The sequence below is a fragment of the Psychrobacter sp. Ps4 genome, from assembly GCF_022129285.1.
GTDB lineage: Bacteria > Pseudomonadota > Gammaproteobacteria > Pseudomonadales > Moraxellaceae > Psychrobacter > Psychrobacter immobilis_A.
In genome coordinates this window covers 1-20,585 of sequence record NZ_JADQAK010000018.1, presented here as the reverse complement: position 1 = coordinate 20,585, position 20,585 = coordinate 1, and the positions used below count along the sequence as shown (strand labels likewise).

Genomic DNA, 20,585 nt, shown 5'->3' with positions numbered 1-20,585 from the left:
CTTAGGTTCAAGTGACTTAGGTTCAAGTGACTTAGGTTCAAGTGACTTAGGTTCAAGTGACTTAGGTTCAGGCGACTAGAGCGCAGTGATTTTCTGGATTAATAACGGCATAATCACACCAGCTTTTTCTGCTAAGGTGATATCCACAATAGTATTCGGCGTTGGATTGGGATTTATCTCAATAATTTTGGCACCATTTTGTTTCGCTAACTGTGCGAGTCCAGCGGCAGGATAGACGAGACTGGAGGTACCAATGCTGATAAATACCTCACAATTTGCCGCCGCGTCTTCTGCCGTTTGCCATGCTTGTACTGGTAATGCTTCGCCAAACCAAACGATATCTGGTCTGATATAGCCACCGCAATGTGGACAGGTCATCAGTGTGTCATCAAAATTGATTGTATCCTCGCTATGATACGAACCCCTCGATTGACTTTGGCAGGCTGTCTCGCATTGACTACAGCGGTTATGCCACAGATTGCCATGCAAATGAATTACCGTACTGCCAGCTTGCTCATGTAAATCATCAACATTTTGAGTGATAAGCGTTAATGATTGATTAGACGACTGAGTATGGTATTGCCACTGTGCTAAGGCAACATGTGCAGGGTTCGGTTTTTTATCTGCGACCAATTGCCTGCGCCATTGATACCATGACCACACCAGTTTTGGATCACGAGTGAAAGCCTCAGGTGTCGCCAAGTCTTCCACACCATAGTTTTCCCACAAGCCTGTTTGCTTATCTCGAAAAGTTGGAATGCCACTTTCGGCTGAAATCCCTGCACCCGTTAAGATACAAATATGTTGTTTGGATGTCAATAATTTAGCAGCAAGTTCTACTTCTGCTATTAACGCTGGTGATAATTCTGCTAACATGAGCCAACCCTTGCTAATAATGGATATCTCTTCTAATGATAGATGGAATTTGGTGGCTTGTCATATTGTTTGCCGTTATTGCCGCTTTATGGTTGTTGGCAAAGTCACGCGGCGTAAAAGTGGGTGAGACAATTCATAATAAATCGTCTAAAAGCGTGAAAAAACCTATTAATGACGACCTGCAAAAAACCTCCGTACTGATTAAACAGTATTTTCCTGATTATCGAGTCACACGCAAAACCAATCACTTATTGCTCAGTAAACAAGATAAAAAAATTGCAATGATTACGATGGATAAGAAAATTGCTTCAGGTCAGCGCCTGTTGGGTAACGTGCCCGTGATTAATTATCATCGTGTGCCCAACCGTGCCCAGCTAGCAGCTAATTTGCAGCAAGCAGAATAGGCGAGTGTTATAAGCGAAATGCCTATCATATAAGAAAACTATCTATCAATAGACGAGCACGCACGGCGAAATCCGCAAATATTTTGAGTACGGAGTTAATGGGTATTCAGGATTTAGGGTAATACTAGGGAAGGATAAAACAAATATTACCGATACAATGATTGGTGCGCTCGGCGGGAGTCAACCAATTATCTTAACATATTGATTGGCATAGATAATTTATATAAATTTTATTTTATGTACAACAATATGTACAACATCTTGTCATCGTTACTCTATGTTTGAACCGTAGAAAAATACCATAATCTCTTACAAAATAATTATGATAGTGAGAATAATTTATCTAATTTTAGCAATTAATATCTTATAAGCCGACTCAATCCATGCTTGCTCACTAGCATAACCGTTTAATACTGGATCGAAGTCAAAGCTATTATTTTCAAAAACTGTTGTCGCTAGATCATTTGCTAGTATATATTCAAGGTCTTGAACTACGCTGTTTAATATCTCTATATTCTCTTTAATCACAAAACGCATAAGTACGTCCTTATCATTCGCTTTATGATCAGAATACTCTGCCCGCCAATCTTGATAGAAGTAAGCATCCATCAAATATATAAATGTATTTATTATAATGTTTCCTAGTAAATAATTCTTTTGGTCATACGTTTTCGTGCAATACTGAGTCTTTTGATAGTAATGATTAGTGATTATAGCTATCTGCTTTTCGCTCCAAAATTTGTGTCATGTTCAGAACGTAAATTAGCTGACACGGAATGGCTATAAGCAGTATACTTTTGGATCATTCATAAAAAAAAGTAGAAAAATATGAAAGTATGGTTGGTCAATACGAACACAAAAGGAAAGAATAAAAATCCTAACGGCTTCAAGTATATGTTAAGACAAAATAAAGCCTCTGCCTATTATGATCGAGCTTCGGAAGTAGATAGGATTAAAAAAAGTGATCTTGTGTTGTTGTACCATAATGACAATCGAATTATTGCGGTGGGTGCTGTCGTTAATCATTATGAAGGTCATGACTATAAAGTTTTGAACGAAGTAGAGCATTGGGTGGATGTAAACTGGCTATGGAAAGCCAGCTTTGATAATAACTTTGTGCCAACTAATTCTATCAATAGAAATAAACTTGGCATTACGATGGTCAATGGAACAGTGGGTAATGTCACAGATCAAGTTGACTATAAGGCTTTATTCGAAGAAATAGCCATGAAGCAACAATTTTAAATACCAGTACATGAAGTGAATGGTTGTCATGAAGCCAAGATATGATGTAACCCTATAAGTGTCAATTTAGATACCTATAGGGTTTTTTATTGTGCCCGTTAAGGAGTAGTTGATGGCTATAAACCATCATGACGCAAGCTATATATGGCATGTAATAATTTTCTATCTTCAACACCTGCCATGTCTGTAACTTACCTATATACCTGATATAATTTCGAGAACTTTACCAAATTTTTATCCCTGCCCAACAAACAATAAGACGACCCCATGACCAAGAACTTCTCTCAAACAGCGGCTTTCATCTGGTCTGTCGCTGATCTATTACGTGGTGACTTTAAGCAATCTCAATACGGCCGCATCATCTTGCCATTTACGCTACTTCGCCGCCTAGAGTGCGTATTAGCAGACACCAAAGCTGCTGTAGTTGCTGAGAGTGAGCGTATCGCTGAAAAGGGTCTGCCAGAGGAAGCACAAGAAAAATTCATCATTCGTGCCAGCAAGCATGCGTTTTATAATACCTCGCCCATGGATTTGAGCAAGATGGGTCAGAGTGACATCAAAGACAACTTAAACACCTACGTGCAATCTTTCTCTAAAGACGCACGTGAGATATTCGAGCACTTTAAGTTTGAAGAGTTTGTCGGGCAACTGGCCGATGCCAACTTACTGTATAAAGTGGTGCAGAAGTTCGCCAATACCGATCTTAGCCCTAACGCTATCTCTAATCATGAAATGGGCTTTGTGTTTGAAGAGCTGATTCGCCGCTTTGCTGAGAGCTCGAATGAAACCGCAGGGGAGCATTTCACCCCGCGCGATATCGTGCGCCTGACGACTTCACTAGTGTTTATGGAAGATGATGACGCGCTGACCAAAGACGGCATTATTCGTACCATTTACGACCCGACAGCAGGTACTGGCGGTTTCCTATCCTCTGGTATGGAATACGTGCTAGAGCTGAACCCTGATGCGGTCATGCGTACCTATGGGCAAGAGCTCAACCCTGAGTCTTATGCTATCTGTAAAGCTGACATGCTGATCAAAGGACAAGAGGTTAATAACATCAAGCTGGGCAATACCTTGTCTAGCGATCAGCTGGTCGCTGAAAAGTTTGATTACATGCTGTCTAACCCGCCGTTTGGGGTAGATTGGAAAAAGATATCAGGTGAGATCAAAGACGAGCACGAGCAAAAAGGGCTTTGACGGTCGCTTTGGGGCTGGCTTGCCACGGGTGTCTGATTGCTCGCTATTGTTCCTGATGCATCTCATTAGCAAAATGCGTCCGATCGTTAGTAATGAGCGGGGTGATGAGCAAGCGACAGCTAACAGTAGCGGTCAAAACAGCACAAACAGCACCCAAAATAACAATCAGGGCAGCCGTATCGGTATTATCTTAAATGGGTCACCGCTATTTACGGGCGGCGCAGGCAGTGGTGAGAGTGAGATTCGCCGTTATATCCTTGAGGCCGATTTGCTTGAGGCTATCATCGCCCTGCCTACCAATATGTTCTATAACACGGGTATTGCTACTTATATCTGGATATTAAGCAATAAGAAAGCGCCTGAGCGCCGTGGCAAGGTGCAATTAATCGACGGTAGCAATCTATACAGCAAGATGCGTAAATCACTTGGCTCTAAGCGTAACGAAATGAGCGATGACGATATCAAGACCATTACCAAAAGCTTTGGTGACTTTGAAGTGGTCGATGCGCGCGTACTCGATAAGCCAGAGGAAGTAAAATCAAACCGTGGTCGCCAATCGGCAAACCCAAAAGCAGAACCGGCTAAAACCTTTGCCAGTAAGATATTTGCTACCCACGAGTTTGGCTATCGCCGTATCACCATTGAGCGTCCACTCCGTCTGTCTGCTCAGCTATCTGATGATGCCATCGCAACCCTACGCTATGCGCCTAAACCGTTCGATATGGTCATGCCAGCGCTATATGAGGCCTTTGGTAATGACTGGACGACTGATAGCGACACCGATTCTGATACAAGCAGCTACGGTGACTTATCAACGGTCACCTTAGAAGCTCGTGCGATGATTAAGGCCGACTTTAGCGAGTTAAAAGAAAAGCAAATTAAAGACGCGCTCGATGCCAAGATTTGGCAAGATCAGCTTGAGATTATGAATAAAGCCAAAGTCCTGCAAGCGGCTATCGGTGATAACCAATTCGATGATTTTAATGAATTTGAAAAGGTGCTTAAACAAGCGTTGAAAGATGCTGATGCCAGTCTTGATATTAGTCTTGACGCTAAAGAGAAGAAACAACTGCTAGATGCGATCACGTGGAAAAATCCTGAAGCGGAACCCGTCATCAAAAAAGTGGTGAAGGTTGCTAACCCGCTCTATGGTGCGTTTAGTTATACCGATCCTGCCAGCAAGACCAAAATTGTAGAGTTCCAAACAGACAGCGACCTACGTGATTATGAAAACGTACCGCTTGACCCAAGCATGACCACTACTGCGCTGATTGAAGCGTACTGCGCCCGTGAGGTGCAGCCGCATGTGCCTGATGCGTGGATTAATGCTGATAAGGTAGATGCTATCGATGCAGAGATTGGCGTGGTCGGCTATGAGATACCGTTTAACCGTCACTTCTATGTGTATGAGCCACCACGCTCGCTTGCTGATATTGATGCAGACTTGGATGCGGTTAGCACTGAGATTATGCAGTTATTGGGTGAGGTGCACTCATAATGTCTGAATTGGTAATGAAGTATCAGCAATATGCAGAATATAAGGATTCTGGGGTTGAATGGTTGGGGGAAATACCTAAAAACTGGGAAGTTGTTAGATTAAAATATATAGCCGAATTATCAGGGAATAAAGTTAGCGGTTCGGAAAATCAATATGTCGGTTTGGAAAATGTAGAAAGTAAAACTGGAAAATTCAAAGTAACTGAAGGAATAGTTTCTGAGGGTGTTTCTAACACCTTTGAAAAAGATAACTTGCTATTTGGTAAACTGAGACCCTATCTTGCCAAATCTTGGCTAGCTAGTTTCTCTGGAATCTGTTCATCAGAATTTTTGGTACTTAATAGTCAGTTAGTTCATCCAAAATTTCTAAAGTATATGACACTAACGGATGAGTTTGTTGAGCAAGTTAATTCATCGACATATGGCAGTAAGATGCCAAGAGCGAGCTGGGACTTTATTGGTTTATTACAGCTTCCTGTTATGGATTATGGCGTGTCAGAAACAATCGCCAACTTCCTCGATCATGAAACCGCTCAAATCGATACCCTTATCGAAAAACAGCAAACCCTTATCCAACTGTTAAAAGAAAAGCGCCAAGCCGTTATCAGTCATGCCGTGACTAAAGGTTTAAACCCTGATGCACCAATGAAAGATTCTGGTGTTGAGTGGTTGGGTGAAGTGCCTGAGCATTGGGTTATTATGCAATTTAGAAGAATCACATCATTATCACAAGGTTTACAAATTCCGCAAAGTGAAAGGATTCATGAGCCTTCAAAAGACAATGTGGAATATATTACTATTAAGTCTATCCATGCTGGCGATACATTGGAACATCGAGAGTATATAAATAAACCATCCTTACGCGTTCAATGTGATTACGATGATGTTTTATTAGCTCGTACTGGGGCGACAGGTGAAGTCGTTACTGGAGTAAAGGGTGCTTTTCACAATAATTTCTTTAAGATTGATTACTCAGAAAAAATCACTAAAGACTTTTTAGTTAATATGCTTAAAGTTCAAGAGCTGAAAAGTCATCTACTAATGCTTGCTGGTACAACTACCATTCCAGATTTAAATCATGGTGCTTTTTTGAGTACAGCTATTGCTTTGCCTAACTTGAATGAGCAAGAAGAAATATGCCTAGAAATATCCAGACTGTCTGAGAAGTATAATTTGCTTTTAGAGGTTGCAAACAAACAGGTTAAGCTGCTTCGAGAACGCCGCACCGCTTTAATCTCTGCCGCTGTCACGGGTAAGATTGATGTGAGGGGTTGGAGGGCAGCTGACAATAAAGCTTCGTAATGTACGACTAAAATTACGAGCTATAAGAGTACTTTATTAAAGTTGACTGGCATAGGTATGAAAGTTATGAAAAGATTACTATTGATACTATTAGGAATAGGTACAGCCCAAGCGAGTGGCGCTGTCGAAACTACCTTTCAACCAAATAACACTTTGACCCACACGACTAGCAATGATTCTACTTCTGCAAGTTATGGTTCTAGTCGCAATCTCTATAGCACTAAGAGCGGTGATCATATATATACTAATGAAGAAATCAGTAAAGCGATTGATAATTTAAGTGCTCATGCAAAGCAACAAAAATATCAACTTGCCTCGCTAAATAGCCGTGTATCTTATGAGAATAAATACTCTGATGCTAAGGATAGTTTGGCTGATATGAAAAAATGGGCAAACCAAGGTAATGAAGAGTACCAAGTTAAGGTTGGTATAATATATTACAAAGGTGAAGGTGTTCGTCAAGATCTTGTGCTGGCAAGAAAAATGTTTCAAAAGGCAGCAAAACAAGGAAGCATACAAGGTCAAGGGATGCTTGGATACTTTTATGAAGAAGGTTTTGGTGGTCTTAAGAGAAACCGATCTACAGCAAAGGAATGGTACGGGAAAACGTGTGACAAGGGTCATCAATATGGCTGTGATCAATATAGACGATTAAATGAACGTGGTTATTAATGGACGCCCACACACAATAGCAGAAGTGAATAAAGTGTGGTTGATTAAAGTAAAGCAATGAGACACAACATATTCTATGGTAAGCACATAGCGTTAGATAATCGACCCAAAAGGTAGGATGATTTTTTATTCTTAATGTACAATTGTTTTGTTTTTATGCTAGCATCGTCCAGCATGCTTTTATACCAAAGATGCTAGATGATATAGCAACTAACATAGTATTGGTTATTTGAAAAATAGACTGTATAAAAAGGCTAGATGATGTTTTGGTTTTTAAAATCTAAATCTGCCAAAATGGCAGGAAATGTTCAAAAACTTTTTCTTAAAGATAGTTATCATGAGGCTATTGAGCTGGCTGATAACTTATATTGTCAATACATTGATAGCGAAGATTCACAAGAGCGCGCCCATGCCAAAGCTGCTTTAACATGGAAAACAACAAGCCTTATTATGCTTGAAGAATATCAAAATGCTATATCAGTTTGTGAAAAAATTATTGATATTTATACTCATGGAAATCTTCCTGAAGATATTCATGATGGCTATAATAAAAAAATTATAAGAGCGGCATATACTGATAAAGCCAGAGCACTATATGGATTGAAAGAATACAATAAATCTTTAAAAATTATAGACTCAGTAGTGGATGAAGGGATTGATTGTACCGATGAATTGACAGAGGTTGCAGTACTTGAAGCATTATTATTAAAGTATGAGATTCTTCAAATGGATCCGAATCTTTCTAATAGATTGATAGTACTAAATAAAATATCTTTTCGTTTTCAGCTGAGTGATAACCCTAAAATTTTGGAGCAAGTTATTCCTGTCGTTAGAGACATGATGCTTATATTTATAACACTTAAGGATATTAAAAACCTACATATTGTCCGTCGTATTCTTGAAAATATTAGTATCAGATCAAAATCTGAAGAGGTTCCAGCTTTTCTATCATACATAGATAAATTTGAAGAATCGTTTAAAGAATAGAAATAGCGGTTATCGGCTATATGTAATATATGGAACATACAAAGGGTTTTGCCAGCGCTAGCTGATATTTTGTCTGCTATATTTATATACCGTTTAACAAAAGTAAAAATAAGAAAATGCCATGAGCCGCGACGTCACCTAAGAATCTGTACTCCAAACTGATGTTGTCACTCAAATACAAGCGCAAGGCTTGCAGTTGGGTCGCACCAGCGGCTATCAGATAGCAGCGTTAGTATTTGGTGTCTATCCATAATTAATTTCAATTGATGTAAGACTCCGCACCGTTTCAATCTCTGCTGCTGTCACGGGCAAGATTGATGTGAGGGGTGGGCGGACGTCTGAGTCGTCAGCAATGTAAAGATGAAGCACTTGTTTATATATCACAACCAGTAGAATAATCAAATGGATTTTATTTATGAAAGCAATGACGATAGCCGCCATTTTTGCCTCAATAGCATTCACCACTAGCGCCCAAGCGCAAACTTATGAGTGGCGCTCGGAAATGAAGCTTTGTCAATATCAAGGTGATTTTGATAATAATAAATATACTGCCAAACAAATAGAGAATTCTCATTTTGTATTGAACAGTTTGACGAGAGCAAATCTTGAAAGCTTTTCTGAGCCTATGAGTATGAGTAATCTTTTTTTAGACAACATATCGTCGAAAGACCCAGAGGTGCTGACTAAAGAGTATAAGCAAGCCAAGAGACATGTAGAACGACTTGATATAGTGCCCGAAGCACAGACCTATAAACAACAACTACTTAAGACTATTGATGGCGAATATAAAACGGCACAATTGGCTATTTTGGCTTATCAAAATCCTAGTGAAGCACTCAAGCAAAGCCCGCCAATGTGTCAGCATTATGTAGAGGCTTTATTGCAAGACGAAACCGCCGTACAGAATAAATGGCAGCAAGTAGTGGAAGAAAAAATTCAGGATAAAGTACGTACGGGTAGTTTGAGTGATGAGTTTTATCGTAAGATTGAGATGAGAGATTATCAAGAACAAAAGTCACTGAGTGCTTATTTTTATGCGCGAAACGCTATTGTGTCTTCTGGGTTTTACAACTGTGTTGAGAGTACCGCTTATCGCCCTGAGCTAAAGACAGTGTCTGCTAATTATGCAAAGCTTAATCATAAAATATTTGACGGTAAATACACCGCGCAATGTGCCATGAGTAGACCTCTTGCAAAAGTAAAAAATAGAGATCATCAAAGGTAGAAAGTATCAGATCATTGGTATCAATAAAGTAGGTTTGATTGCTTAATTCAATTTGACTGGCTTTAAAAATTATCCTAAAAAGAGTAGTGAGTTAAATGTTTACTCGATTAATAAATATCAAAATAAGTAAGGCAAATGAAAAAAAGGATTCCAATAATGAAAAGGTATTCGTTGATAGCGGTAAGCGTATTACTGACTGTGTCTAGTATTGCAACAGCCGAAGTCTACAAATGGCAAGATGAGCTATGTGATATAAAGGGAAGCTTTGATAATAAAAAATACACTGCCAATCAAATCAAAAACTCCCATTTTATGCTAAATAACTTAAATACCGTTCAGCTGAATAGCTTTTCTTCCCCTGTAAATCCTAGTGATATTGACAAAGTATCAACAACGGATATCACCAATTTAGATAAAGAATATGAGTTACTCAAGGGCAAAGTCCAACAATTGGAAGTCGTGCCAGCAGCCCAAACCTACAAGCGTGAACTGCTAAAGTCTATAGAAGGCGAATACGTCCATGATAAATTAACTATTTTGGCTTATGTAGACCCTGTACAAGCGATGAGGCTGAGTCCACCGATATGTAAGCAGTACCTTGCACCGTTTTTTAAAGACGAAGCCGCTGTACAAGTTAAATGGAAAGAGTTCGTCGAAGAGGAGATTCAGGAACAAGTCCGTATTAGCAGTGATAATGGTAAGTCTTATCGCGTTCTAGCAACGCAGCGTTATCAGGAAGAAAAAGCTAGCGACCCTGAAAATTATGCCAAAACAAACTTACTTACCTATGGCTTTAGTAATTGCGTGAATGATCAGATTTATCATGCTGACTCTCAAAAAGTTTTTAGCAACTACAATCAACTCAATAAAACTATCTTTGGTAAAAGCATCTCAATGGTATGTGAAGAGCCATAGGATTTGATTAAGCTTGAAAAAATATAGAGCTAAACATGAAAACGCAGAAAATAAGATATCGCAAAATAAGAGGCATTAACCGCTGTAAGCGTGCTATTGAGCAGTGGGGTGATAATCGTGAGAGCCTTGATGTTGAGCTGCTGAATCAAGAAAAGCGAGATTACGTTAAGTTTTTGGTAGCTCCATGGTCACGCTTGTCTTTGATTAATAGTATCTATCCTGAGCCAATTGGCGACTGTGAATATCTATTGATTAAAAATGTGCAAAATATCTATCAGTCATGGAAAGATTCGCTAGAAAAGTTGCAAACCCCGTATTATTTACAAATCTGGCTATTTGAAACGTACATCAGTCGCTCACAAGTAGTTTGTGCGATAGAGGATTACAAAGACTTTTATCAAAATACGTTTGAGCCAATAGATGAGCAGCCCGAAAATGGTATTCAAAGCTCTATTCACTATAATTCAAAAACCGCTGAATACTTAGATCATTTTGAATGGAAACTTTATCGAAGGCTTGACTATTATGATATGGCTGATGAAGAAGATGTAGAGATGTTGCAAGACATTGACCCTATTAGATTTTTAAGAAAAGAAAGCATTAAAGGGCAGGAGCAACAGATCGTTGAAATCGATAAAGTGTGGTTGATCTCATAAGCCCAATTCATAACTTAATAATAAGAATCTCACCATGACTCAGACAGGTACTGCTATTAACGCGCATAACATCACTTACGAATCTGTCTTTCAAGCCGATATTGTCAGCCAAATGCAGGCGCACGGCTGGCAGTTAGGTCGTGCCAGCGGTTTATGACTATAGTATTAAGCAACGGGAATGCCCTTATACAATAACTTGATATAAATAAAATACCCTATATCCATTCCGCCCTAATATGTAGAGGACAAAATGAAAGTGTCAATCGTACCGCTAAGAATCAGACACAAAGTAATAGCTTTGAGCGCTGCTTTAGCGCTATCGTTATCCGCGCATGCAACCAGTTTTAGCAGTACCAAAGCGCTGGCGGAACAAGGTCATGCCGCCGCTCAATATAGCATGGGCGCGATGTATGAGATGGGCGATGGTGTGCCCCAAGACCCTAACAAAGCGGTGGCATGGTATAAAAAAGCCGCTGATCAGGGCGTAGCGGCAGCGCAATACGATATGGGCGCGATATATATGACAGGCGAGTATGTGCCGCAGGATTATGCTACCAGCGCCGAATGGTTCCAAAAGGCTGCCAATCAAGGCGACAGCATAGCGCAATATAATCTTGGCGCGATGTATCAAGAAGGCTTAGGGGTAGAGCAAGATTATGCCAAGTCGCTCGCATGGTTCGAGAAATCTGCCAATCAAGAGGAGCCATTCGCGCAATATAGCATGGGCGCGGTGTACCAAGAAGGACTGGGCGTGACGCCTGACTATGCCAAAGCGGTCGAGTGGTATCAACGCGCCGCCGCACAAGATAATGTGATGGCGCAGTACAGTTTGGGCTTGTTGTATCAAAGCGGCATTGGGGTCGATCAGGATTTTACCAAAGCCTATGACTGGTATCAAAAAGCCATTGAGCAAGGAGATCTTGACGCTCACAATAACATCGGCGTGATGTATGAAGCAGGCTTAGGCGTGACGCAAGACTATAGCGAAGCAGCCAAATGGTATCAAAAGGCTGCCGATCAAGGACATGCAATTGCCCAAAACAATATTGGACAGTTTTATATAAAAGGCTTAGGTGTGAGGCAGGATTATACCGAAGCACTGTATTGGCTACGAAAAGCCGCCGCGCAAGGTGAGGATTTGGCGCAAAATAATTTAGGCTATATGTATGAGAACGGTAATGGGGTTGCGCGTGATTATGCCGAGGCTTTTAAATGGTATGAAAAGTCTGCCAACCATGGCAATGCATTGGGTATGGGCGGTTTGGGCTGGGCATACTATAGTGGTCAAGGCGTTGAGCAAAACTATGTTAAAGCCTTTGAGTGGTCACAACAATCTGCCAATCAAGGTGAAGCTGCTGGTCTAAACAACCTTGCTGTGATGTACTTAGAGGGCAATGGCGTACCGCAAAATTATGCCCGCGCCATGACGTTATTTAAACAAGCTGCCGCCCAAAATCATCCGTTCGCCCCGCGTAATCTGGGGCTGATGTATATGAAGGCGCAAGGGGTAAAGCAAGACAACGTGCAGGCTAAGGAATGGTTTGATAAAGGCTGTGGCAATGGCGACTTGCAATCATGTCTTGGCTCTAAACTGTTAAATATGCCTTAAAATGACTTCCGCATATTAATAGATATAATTATGAATCATCCCGATCCAATTACTAAGTGCTACAAGCAGCTATTCTGGGCGCTCATTTATAGCCCTATTATTGCTTATCTAATAAATGCTTACTTAACTTACAGCGGGTACAAAAAGCACGACTCGAATTATACTGTTTCTTTAGAGTTTTTTAGTAGTACCGCTAAGTATATGCTGGACGATATTACCATTACTTTAATGTTCCTTTGGATTCCCTATGTTTGGATTGTAATTATTCCTTATCTGTTTATTTTTTATAAGGCACTTACTTCCAAAAGAGCAGTCGCTGAGAAATATAGAACGCTACTATTAACGTTTCTGCTAGTGCTGCTTTTTATATTTGCTAGAGAGTATTCAGACCTTATAGCGCTTTCGACCTAATTATTTTAAGCAAAATAATAATAAAACTAAACGGACTTAACATGACCAACGCCCACGATATCGCTTACGAATCTGTCTTCCAAGCCGATATCATCGACCAGATGCAGGCACATGGCTGGCAATTGGGTCATGCCAGCGGCTATCAGGCAGAGACTGCGCTGTATGAGCAAGACGTGCTCGACTTTGTGCAGAGTACTCAGCCGCAAGAGTGGGAGAAGTTTTGCCGTACTCATCCTATCGATTCTGAGCGTCACTTTATCGCTGCATTGGTTAAGCAGCTGAATAAAGCGGATGAGAATGCAACTGATAAAGCCTCGCGCACCTATGGCACCTTAGGCGTATTGCGTCATGATCTCAAGATCCGTAACGCGCGCTTCTCTTTATGCCAGTTTAAGCCTGAGCATAGCCTCAATCCTGAAATTATGGCACGCTATGAGGCCAATATCTGCCGTGTCGTTCCTGAGGTGGTGTATAGCCCGCATGCTAGTTTAAAAGACAGCACTGACGGCAAGGTCGCTAAGCGTAACCGTATTGACGTGGTTTTATTCGTCAATGGCTTACCCGTGACGACGATGGAGCTAAAGTCTGAGTTTAAGCAATCGGTACAAAACGCTATTAGCCAGTATAAGAAGACACGCCTGCCAAAAGACCCTGATACTAAAAAACCTGAGCCGTTGCTAATGTTTAAGCGTGGCGCATTGGTGCACTTTGCCGTCAGTCAGTATGAAGTCTATATGACAACCAAGCTGGCAGGTAACAGCACCTACTTTTTACCCTTTAATAAAGGCACTAAAGATGGCGGCGCGGGCAATGATACGCCTAGCGATAGCAGCCGTTATGCCACCGATTACCTCTGGAACGAGGTGCTCACGCCAGAGAACTTGCTATCGATCCTTGGGCATTTTATGCACTTGCAGATAGAGGAAGAAGAAGACGCAATTGGTCGCAAGTCTAAAAAGGAAACTATGATGTTTCCGCGCTATCATCAGTGGGATGTGGTGACCAAATTGGTCAATGCGGCCATTACTGAGGGCGCTGGGCAAAGGTATCTGATTCAGCACAGCGCAGGATCAGGCAAGTCCAACTCTATCGCATGGACAGCGCATCAGCTATCCACCTTGTATAACCGTGACGGCGATAAACAGTTTCACTCCGTTATCGTCATCACTGACCGTACCGTACTTGATGACCAACTACAGGACACCATCTACCAGTTTGAACATGCCGATGGCGTGGTCGGTAAGATCAATAGAAACGAAGGCGATGGCTCAAAGTCTGAACAGCTCGCTAGTGCCCTAGTCAACTCACAGCCGATTATCATTGTCACCATTCAGACCTTTCCCTTCGTCCTAAAAGCGATTGAAGACTCAAGTGTGCTCAAGTCGCGCCGCTATGCCATCATCGCCGATGAAGCGCACTCCTCACAGACAGGCACAACCGCGCTTAAGCTCAAAGAAGTGCTAGTATCGGGCGATATAGAAAAGAGCGTCGATAGCGCGTTATCTGGTGAGGATGTCATCAATCAGGCGATGGATGCCACACTTGCCGCCCGCCGTAACAGTCCGAACCTCAGCTATTATGCCTTTACCGCCACACCCAAGCCAAAAACCATCGAGCTATTTGGGCGCTTGCCCAATCCTGACTTGCCCGCCTCTAAAGATAACAAGCCTGAGTCCTATCATGTCTATTCGATGCGCCAAGCCATTGAAGAGGGCTTTATCTTAGATGTGCTCAAAAACTACACCAACTATAAAGTGGTCTATCAGCTTCAGCAAAAGCTTGCCGCTGATAATGAGGTCGATTCGCGCCGCGCTAAGATTAAGCTCAATAACTGGGTGCGTCTCCACGATTATAATATCGCGCAAAAGGTCAGAGTCATCATTGAGCACTTTAATGATAATGTTAAAGGCTTACTAGGCGGGCAAGCCAAAGCGATGGTAGTGACAGGTTCTCGTAAAGAAGCGGTACGCTACAAGCTTGCTTTTGATAACTATATCGCTAATCACGGTTATCGCGGTATCAATGCCATGGTCGCGTTCTCAGGTGAAGTCACCTTTACTGATAATGACCCTGACAGCGGCGCCTTACTTGGCGAGAAGTTCACCGAGCATAATATGAATATCGGGCTAAAAGGCCGTGATCTACCTAAAGCCTTTGACAGCGATGACTATCAAGTGATGCTAGTGGCTAACAAGTTCCAGACAGGCTTTGACCAGCCCAAGCTGTGCGCCATGTACGTGGATAAGAAGCTAGTAGGCGTGGATTGCGTCCAGACCTTATCGCGGCTTAACCGCACCTATAAAGGTAAAGCAGAAAGCGGCACCTTTGTCCTCGACTTCTTTAATGATCCTAACGATATTTTAGCCGCCTTTCAGCCCTACTATGAAACCGCAACTTTAGCGGACGTGTCTGACCCTGATAAGGTTTACGACCTTTTTGAGAAACTACGCGCCAGCGGTATTTTCCTATGGCGTGAAGTGGAACAGCTCGTTGAAGCGTTTTATAGTAAGAATAAATCTAACGCCGCCATTAGCAATATCTGCAAGCCCGCGGTTGAGCGATGGCAAAAGCAATATCTTGAGGCGCGTACAGAAGCAAAACACGCTAAGGCAATGCTTGAACGTACCAAAGGCACTGGTGATGTCGTCCTCATTACGAATGCTGAGAACGACTATAAAGGCTTTAAGATTAAGCAAGACGAGCTTGAGATCTTCAAAAAAGATCTCGGCACCTTTACCCGTCAGTATGAGTTTATGTCGCAAATAGTCGATTATGACAGCAAGGATCTTGAGAAGCTCAGCCTATACGCGCGTAACCTACAGCCGCTACTACGTGAAAGCGCCAGTGATGAGGACGATATCGACTTAAGTAATATCGTGATGAGCCATTACCGTGTCTCAAAGCTCTATCAGCAGGATCTAAAGCTACAAGAGAGTAGCGGCGAGCTTGACGCGGGTGGCGGCGCTGGTACCGCTAAGCCTAAAGATAAAAAAGAAGAGCTATTATCGAAAGTCATCAATCGATTGAATGAGGTATTCGCGGGCGAGGACTTTACCGATAAAGATATGATCAATTTTCAAAACACCATTTGGGATAAAGTCACTGAGAACGAGATCGTGGTCAAACAGTTTAGTAATAATAATACCGACCAGATTATGTTAGGCGGTTATCCTGATGCCGCTATGGACGCACTATTTGAGAGCCAAGAAGCCTATGAGGGCATGACCATGCATCTGCTATCTAATCCCAACCAGTTTAAAAAGTTTATTCGATTGATGCTTGATACGAAGCTGGGCGCTTAAAGGTCTGTTTGTTCAAAGTGTTTGTTTGCAGCAGAGCCAGTTTAGTCTTTTGATTGATGTAATAATTTTAGTAAGGCTCAGATATAGCACTGACAAAACTGACAAAACCTCCTAAATAGCATAAAAAAGGACGTTATTTTTCAATAACGCCCAGATATTGCACTGACAAAACTGACGAAACCTATAAAAGCTCACTCAATCTTGAGTTGATAGAGTAACGCTCTGTCGGTCTGCCTCCTTGTCCTGTACTTGGTATTTCCTGCCAGCTTAACCAGTCATTTTCGACTAATATTTCCAGCGCATTGAGTACGTCATCAGCATCAGTTAAGCCTTTCCAACCTTTGCGGATGAGCTGCCTTGCCGTAAAGCCATGACTGATCCAATCGGTTTTGTCAGTTTTGTCAGTTCCCTTTCTGACCATTTTCATTATTTTATCGGCTAAATAAGACGCTTTGATATTGGCGCTATCGGTCACTGTGCTATAAATTCTCATCATGTGACTCTCTAATACCTCACACCATGCCAGCGCTGCTCTGAGTGCGTTCATGTTGACTGCACCTAAAGACGTGCCATGTTCGATACAATCGACTAGATGAAACACTAGCGCTAATGACGGCACTGTTTTAGCATACTTGATAAGATGTTCAGCTATGACACTATGTTCAGCGTCACCAGCTCTGAGCTTAAGCGCATCATACCAACTCATAAATTCTTGATAAGCCTCATCATTAAAGCGGTAATAGGGGCGCTTGTGGTACTCATCAATGGGGTTTGCACCGTAGCGCATGAAGTCGCCTAGCTGCATACTATCGATGGTTTCAAACAAGTCATAGATAGCATCACGGCTTTGCTTGTCAGGTGGTAAGTCACGCTCTTTGCTATTAGGTAGGGGATCAGGATAAACCATCAACTGAAAGCGTTGAATAAGTCCGTCATTACCTAAGCCCTTCATCGTCTTAGATAAATAATACTCGAGCTTGTCAGGCTGTATGCCACCAATGACCGATAGACAATGAGTGTCGACAAACACTGAGCCGCGACCTATTCTATCCACTTGAAAGCTACCTAAGCCGTTAAAGCCCTCAAGATAGAATGATCGCGCTTGTTGATTGCTCTCACTCTCTAATGACGCAAGCCAACCTGTCAGCTCATCACGCTTCACCAGCATACCGTTTTTGTGTTTGCTCTCAAGCTCTCCGATACTCTCAATCGTACCGTCATCAGTCACATAGCGTTTAATCTCAGGTATCAGCTCATCACTCTGCTTTGCCTCTGCCAACTCTTGTGCTTTGGCTTTGAGATCCTCTTGACTGATTTCAGTATCATCATCAGCTTGGGTCGCGAGCTTTTTAGCAAGGTCACTGAGCTGCTTCTCAGCTGCCTTTGTCATGTGCTTGTTTAGCTCTTTTTGGGTGTTATGCTCAAGCTTGTCCTCATTGTACTTATCTTTAGCGAGCGAGACTAAATGTGATAGTGGCTTTAATCCCTCAGATAATGACGGTGATTTCTTACTCGATGGATTGCCTACGATTGCACCATAGAAGTTTGGCACAACCTCCCAGTTATCGTACATCTTTGGATAGATGCTTAGCTTCGAGCCTATCAAGCTACCTAGCGACACCATCACGGGCATTAGCACATACTCAATCGGTACGCTCAAGCGCTCAGCACAATTTGAGGCATAATCCCATAGCAGTTTGGGCGTCATGGCGCTTGTGAGTGTCTTAACTGGTGGCAAGGTTTGACTGATAGGTTTCGGCTTTGGTTTGCCTAGTGCTTGCAAGTCGATAGTGTCCGCATCCGTAAGAAGGTCGCCTATCAAGTCACCTTCATTCAGTCTGCTAATGATGGTATCTATCGTGATATGAGCAATAGCATTCACACCTTCTAAACGGCTGGTTAATGCGTCTTTGTGCTGGGCCGTGTCTATGATATGAATGGTTTTGACCTTGCTAAGATGTTTTAACGTCATATCAAACATATTTTGATTAAGGCATGCAAACACAGTCACCTTACTATCAATCATTGCAAGGGCTGCATATAGCGTGACTTGATCGCTTAAACTGGTCACTAGCCACCAGTCACTATCACGGCTCATTGGCCCAATAGCATACGCGCTAGGCTGTGTGGTGTCCGATATAATAGGCGGCTCGTTATCGTTGTTTGGCGTGCGTGCTGCTATGTTGATGGGTTCGGCTTTATTATTGACCATAACAAGGCCATACCTGCCTTTAGTATTAGGTAGTCTATCGCCTTTGCTATTGGCGCCCCTCATGCTAATATCAGCGTGTAGATAACGTGTATTATCTATATGATTGGTTGGTAGGTTTAAATCATCTTGCAAGCTGTCTAACTGGCTGATAGTTGCATCTTGCGCGCGCTGTTCAGGTGTCGCATTTTCAATATCAGCAATATAGCCAATGAAACTGCCCATGTTGTCCGCATGGGTTTTTTCTTGGCTGTCTGTTGGTGTGGTGGTCATTTAGTCCCCCTTGCTTGTGACTGGTTCGGCTTGCGTGTGGCTCTATACTTCTTGTAGTAGCTCTTACGCTTGCCATGCTTTGACTGAGCAAAGGCGACCTGAGCCTCTAAAAAGGTTTTAGGGCTGTCATTATCAATAGACGGGCATAGCACGGCATCACCAGCTTTAAAGGTGGCTGGGGGGCTATTGGTAGGGGTTTGTGTGTTTGAGGTCGTGCGGATTGATTTACCCATGATGGATAACTCCTGTTAATTTTTGAGTATGTGCCACGCTATACGGTAAAAGTAAAGTATAGGGTGACGGGTCTTACTCTCGGTCTTAACAGTGACCGCCCCGCATATTCGCCTTTCGGCTATTTTATTTTGCAGCGTCAACCCGTCATAGTCGGTTAGCAAGTGATTTGCTATAGATATGATGGTTTGCCCCCTTGTGGCGCTTGAGTACGCTTGTGGGGCGGTGCTTGATGGTATAGTGACAGCTTGAGAGGCTGCGCTAGTATCAGGCACAAAAAAAGCCAAAGGTTTACGACTTGGCAAGTCGCTGTTAATTTTTGAAAGGTCTATATAGTAACCGCTGCTATAATCACTTGCAATCTGTTTTGGTTGTACTGGCTGGCAAGCTATCAATGACAGTAGTAAGCCGATAAGCAAGCCAATAGCCGCCACCCATGCCATAAAGATAATAAAGCTCAGTAATAAGCCGCGTTTATCTGTGTGCTTGTCGCTGTGCTGCCCGTAGTGGGGTTTTAGATTGGTTTTGTTATTCTCACTCATGGCTGATCACCTCCATTTCTACTGCTGATAACATGCCATCTAGTTGGTCGCTTAAGTCCTCAGTGGTGGCGGCATGACCTGACAGCGCCATGATGACCGCACTAATCACACCACCTGATACCGCGCAATCTACTTGTACCGCTTGCAATGCTAACGCTAACTGACTGGTATCAAGAGACAATAAAACCATCTGCTCATTGATATGCTCTAAATGATCGGCTGATACGGCTATTTGATTACTCATTGATTGATACCTCGTCTTGTGTGATTAACTCGCCCATAATATCCGCACTCATTTTGCAAGCGTGTTCGCTATGTGCCAGTAGCGCAGAACGTACCGCCACAATCACGCCCTTGCTGGCTGGATCGGCTGTTTCAATCAGGTTCAAGGCATAGGCTAGATGCTCACAATCATTTGATACGTCCTGAATGTAGTCATCAACATGGCATAGCGTGTAGATGTCCACTGATACCAGTTGTGGCGCTAGAATGTCGTTGGGTTGGCTCATGGCTTACACCTCGCTAGCAGTTGAGGTGTGACTGGCAAGCCAGCTATTGATTTCAGACAAGCGCCACAGACTAGCCCGTCCGATTTTTACGGGGGCTGGGAATTTATCTTGATTGATTAGATGGTAGATGTGTTTGGCGCTAAAGCCAGTGATACCGCGTGTGGCGGCTTTGGCGGTGACGGTGCGCTGCTGACCTGACTTTGTAGTATAGGTCTTAGCGGTTCGCGCTGGCTGGTTGGCAAGGTCTGCCATTCTTAGATGTTTATCTGCTAACTTCATGTTATTTCACCTCATAGCGGGGTTGGTTATAGCCAGTAATTGGCTGCGCTATGAGGTGAATGTTACGGGGTGATAAAGATAAGCTGTAGATAGGATTTCTAGCAATGAGGGGGTAATTCTAGAATTTGGGGATATTTTCGGTAAAAAATGGTATTTTAAATGCTATTTCACTTCGTATTTTGTTCTTGGGGCTGTAGTAGATAAGCACTATGCTAGACTACTTTTATGAAGATAACCCGTT

General features: G+C 42.4%; 20 protein-coding genes and 1 pseudogene. 13 read left to right on the top strand and 8 right to left on the bottom strand.

The window, feature by feature from the left end; genetic code table 11:
* Positions 1–75: 75 nt before the first annotated feature.
* A complete protein-coding gene (locus tag I3252_RS10710) occupies positions 76–876 on the bottom strand; it encodes an NAD-dependent deacylase (protein ID WP_238035180.1) in 801 nt (266 codons plus the stop codon).
* A gap of 35 nt (positions 877–911) precedes the next feature.
* On the opposite strand from I3252_RS10710, the gene I3252_RS10705 reads away from it, so the two are divergent.
* Positions 912–1,280 (top strand): hypothetical protein, encoded by a 369-nt coding sequence (locus I3252_RS10705; RefSeq protein ID WP_045454568.1) that lies wholly within the window; start codon positions 912–914, stop codon positions 1,278–1,280.
* Between the two features lie 339 nt (positions 1,281–1,619).
* On the opposite strand, the gene I3252_RS10700 is transcribed toward I3252_RS10705, so the two are convergent.
* On the bottom strand, positions 1,620–1,889 hold the full coding sequence (locus I3252_RS10700) for a contact-dependent growth inhibition system immunity protein (protein WP_227685422.1): 270 nt from the start codon (positions 1,887–1,889) through the stop codon (positions 1,620–1,622).
* 219 nt (positions 1,890–2,108) lie between these two features.
* Here I3252_RS10700 and I3252_RS10695 point away from each other — a divergent pair, with 219 nt between their 5' ends.
* The 12 genes and pseudogenes from I3252_RS10695 (at position 2,109) to I3252_RS10645 (ending at position 16,301) form a co-directional block, all read left to right on the top strand.
* Positions 2,109–2,525 (top strand): hypothetical protein, encoded by a 417-nt coding sequence (locus I3252_RS10695; protein ID WP_238035179.1) that lies wholly within the window; start codon positions 2,109–2,111, stop codon positions 2,523–2,525.
* Between the two features lie 267 nt (positions 2,526–2,792).
* Positions 2,793–5,223 (top strand): annotated as a pseudogene (locus tag I3252_RS10690) (class I SAM-dependent DNA methyltransferase).
* Positions 5,223–6,524, top strand: a complete 1,302-nt coding sequence (locus I3252_RS10685) for a restriction endonuclease subunit S (protein ID WP_238035178.1) — start codon at positions 5,223–5,225, stop codon at positions 6,522–6,524. The pseudogene I3252_RS10690 and the gene I3252_RS10685 overlap by 1 nt, the downstream one beginning before the upstream one ends.
* 66 nt (positions 6,525–6,590) lie before the next feature.
* Entirely contained in the window at positions 6,591–7,196 is a 606-nt protein-coding gene (locus tag I3252_RS10680; RefSeq protein ID WP_238035177.1) for a tetratricopeptide repeat protein, read from the top strand.
* Positions 7,197–7,457: 261 nt separating this feature from the next.
* Positions 7,458–8,183 carry a hypothetical protein gene (locus tag I3252_RS10675; RefSeq protein WP_060490493.1) on the top strand — a complete coding sequence of 242 codons (726 nt, stop codon included), beginning with the start codon at positions 7,458–7,460 and terminating at the stop codon, positions 8,181–8,183.
* Positions 8,184–8,598: 415 nt separating this feature from the next.
* Positions 8,599–9,408: a hypothetical protein gene (locus I3252_RS10670; RefSeq protein WP_238035176.1), complete on the top strand. Its 810-nt coding sequence runs from the start codon at positions 8,599–8,601 to the stop codon at positions 9,406–9,408.
* 156 nt (positions 9,409–9,564) lie between these two features.
* Positions 9,565–10,323 carry a hypothetical protein gene (locus I3252_RS10665; protein WP_238035175.1) on the top strand — a complete coding sequence of 253 codons (759 nt, stop codon included), beginning with the start codon at positions 9,565–9,567 and terminating at the stop codon, positions 10,321–10,323.
* Between the two features lie 35 nt (positions 10,324–10,358).
* Positions 10,359–10,979, top strand: coding sequence for a hypothetical protein (locus I3252_RS10660; RefSeq protein WP_238035174.1), 621 nt, complete (start codon positions 10,359–10,361; stop codon positions 10,977–10,979).
* Positions 10,980–11,013: 34 nt separating this feature from the next.
* Entirely contained in the window at positions 11,014–11,136 is a 123-nt protein-coding gene (locus tag I3252_RS14220) for a hypothetical protein (protein ID WP_269129697.1), read from the top strand.
* 141 nt (positions 11,137–11,277) lie between these two features.
* Positions 11,278–12,588: a tetratricopeptide repeat protein gene (locus I3252_RS10655; RefSeq protein WP_201601803.1), complete on the top strand. Its 1,311-nt coding sequence runs from the start codon at positions 11,278–11,280 to the stop codon at positions 12,586–12,588.
* A 30-nt stretch (positions 12,589–12,618) separates the two neighbouring features.
* A complete protein-coding gene (locus I3252_RS10650) occupies positions 12,619–12,999 on the top strand; it encodes a hypothetical protein (protein ID WP_045454548.1) in 381 nt (126 codons plus the stop codon).
* Positions 13,000–13,040: 41 nt separating this feature from the next.
* Positions 13,041–16,301 (top strand): type I restriction endonuclease, encoded by a 3,261-nt coding sequence (locus I3252_RS10645; RefSeq protein WP_201540409.1) that lies wholly within the window; start codon positions 13,041–13,043, stop codon positions 16,299–16,301.
* Positions 16,302–16,482: 181 nt separating this feature from the next.
* Here I3252_RS10645 and I3252_RS10640 read toward each other — a convergent pair whose 3' ends face one another.
* Genes I3252_RS10640 through I3252_RS10615 form a run of 6 tightly spaced genes read right to left on the bottom strand, consistent with a single transcriptional unit; the run spans position 16,483 to position 20,344 of the window.
* Complete coding sequence (locus I3252_RS10640; protein WP_238035173.1) at positions 16,483–18,783, bottom strand: YfjI family protein; 2,301 nt, start codon at positions 18,781–18,783, stop codon at positions 16,483–16,485.
* On the bottom strand, positions 18,780–19,016 hold the full coding sequence (locus I3252_RS10635; protein ID WP_238035172.1) for a hypothetical protein: 237 nt from the start codon (positions 19,014–19,016) through the stop codon (positions 18,780–18,782). Before I3252_RS10635 ends, I3252_RS10640 begins: the two co-directional genes overlap by 4 nt.
* A 15-nt stretch (positions 19,017–19,031) precedes the next feature.
* The gene (locus tag I3252_RS10630) at positions 19,032–19,556 is read right to left on the bottom strand and encodes a hypothetical protein (protein WP_238035171.1); all 525 of its coding nucleotides are present in this window, start codon (positions 19,554–19,556) and stop codon (positions 19,032–19,034) included.
* Positions 19,549–19,800 carry a hypothetical protein gene (locus I3252_RS10625; RefSeq protein ID WP_238035170.1) on the bottom strand — a complete coding sequence of 84 codons (252 nt, stop codon included), beginning with the start codon at positions 19,798–19,800 and terminating at the stop codon, positions 19,549–19,551. The genes I3252_RS10630 and I3252_RS10625 overlap by 8 nt, the downstream gene beginning before the upstream one ends.
* Complete coding sequence (locus tag I3252_RS10620) at positions 19,793–20,065, bottom strand: hypothetical protein (RefSeq protein WP_238035169.1); 273 nt, start codon at positions 20,063–20,065, stop codon at positions 19,793–19,795. The genes I3252_RS10625 and I3252_RS10620 overlap by 8 nt, the downstream gene beginning before the upstream one ends.
* A gap of 3 nt (positions 20,066–20,068) precedes the next feature.
* Positions 20,069–20,344 (bottom strand): AlpA family phage regulatory protein, encoded by a 276-nt coding sequence (locus I3252_RS10615; RefSeq protein ID WP_201540403.1) that lies wholly within the window; start codon positions 20,342–20,344, stop codon positions 20,069–20,071.
* Positions 20,345–20,585: the final 241 nt, after the last annotated feature.

Excerpts from the sequence above, each read along its gene's own strand:
- I3252_RS10710 (WP_238035180.1), bottom strand. The coding sequence starts at position 876 with ATGTTAGCAGAATTATCACCAGCGTTAATAGCAGAAGTAGAACTTGCT.
- I3252_RS10705 (WP_045454568.1), top strand. The coding sequence starts at position 912 with ATGATAGATGGAATTTGGTGGCTTGTCATATTGTTTGCCGTTATTGCC.
- I3252_RS10700 (WP_227685422.1), bottom strand. The coding sequence starts at position 1,889 with ATGGATGCTTACTTCTATCAAGATTGGCGGGCAGAGTATTCTGATCAT.
- I3252_RS10695 (WP_238035179.1), top strand. The coding sequence starts at position 2,109 with ATGAAAGTATGGTTGGTCAATACGAACACAAAAGGAAAGAATAAAAAT.
- I3252_RS10685 (WP_238035178.1), top strand. The coding sequence starts at position 5,223 with ATGTCTGAATTGGTAATGAAGTATCAGCAATATGCAGAATATAAGGAT.
- I3252_RS10680 (WP_238035177.1), top strand. The coding sequence starts at position 6,591 with ATGAAAAGATTACTATTGATACTATTAGGAATAGGTACAGCCCAAGCG.
- I3252_RS10675 (WP_060490493.1), top strand. The coding sequence starts at position 7,458 with ATGTTTTGGTTTTTAAAATCTAAATCTGCCAAAATGGCAGGAAATGTT.
- I3252_RS10670 (WP_238035176.1), top strand. The coding sequence starts at position 8,599 with ATGAAAGCAATGACGATAGCCGCCATTTTTGCCTCAATAGCATTCACC.
- I3252_RS10665 (WP_238035175.1), top strand. The coding sequence starts at position 9,565 with ATGAAAAGGTATTCGTTGATAGCGGTAAGCGTATTACTGACTGTGTCT.
- I3252_RS10660 (WP_238035174.1), top strand. The coding sequence starts at position 10,359 with ATGAAAACGCAGAAAATAAGATATCGCAAAATAAGAGGCATTAACCGC.
- I3252_RS14220 (WP_269129697.1), top strand. The coding sequence starts at position 11,014 with ATGACTCAGACAGGTACTGCTATTAACGCGCATAACATCACTTACGAA.
- I3252_RS10650 (WP_045454548.1), top strand. The coding sequence starts at position 12,619 with ATGAATCATCCCGATCCAATTACTAAGTGCTACAAGCAGCTATTCTGG.
- I3252_RS10645 (WP_201540409.1), top strand. The coding sequence starts at position 13,041 with ATGACCAACGCCCACGATATCGCTTACGAATCTGTCTTCCAAGCCGAT.
- I3252_RS10640 (WP_238035173.1), bottom strand. The coding sequence starts at position 18,783 with ATGACCACCACACCAACAGACAGCCAAGAAAAAACCCATGCGGACAAC.
- I3252_RS10635 (WP_238035172.1), bottom strand. The coding sequence starts at position 19,016 with ATGGGTAAATCAATCCGCACGACCTCAAACACACAAACCCCTACCAAT.
- I3252_RS10630 (WP_238035171.1), bottom strand. The coding sequence starts at position 19,556 with ATGAGTGAGAATAACAAAACCAATCTAAAACCCCACTACGGGCAGCAC.
- I3252_RS10625 (WP_238035170.1), bottom strand. The coding sequence starts at position 19,800 with ATGAGTAATCAAATAGCCGTATCAGCCGATCATTTAGAGCATATCAAT.
- I3252_RS10620 (WP_238035169.1), bottom strand. The coding sequence starts at position 20,065 with ATGAGCCAACCCAACGACATTCTAGCGCCACAACTGGTATCAGTGGAC.
- I3252_RS10615 (WP_201540403.1), bottom strand. The coding sequence starts at position 20,344 with ATGAAGTTAGCAGATAAACATCTAAGAATGGCAGACCTTGCCAACCAG.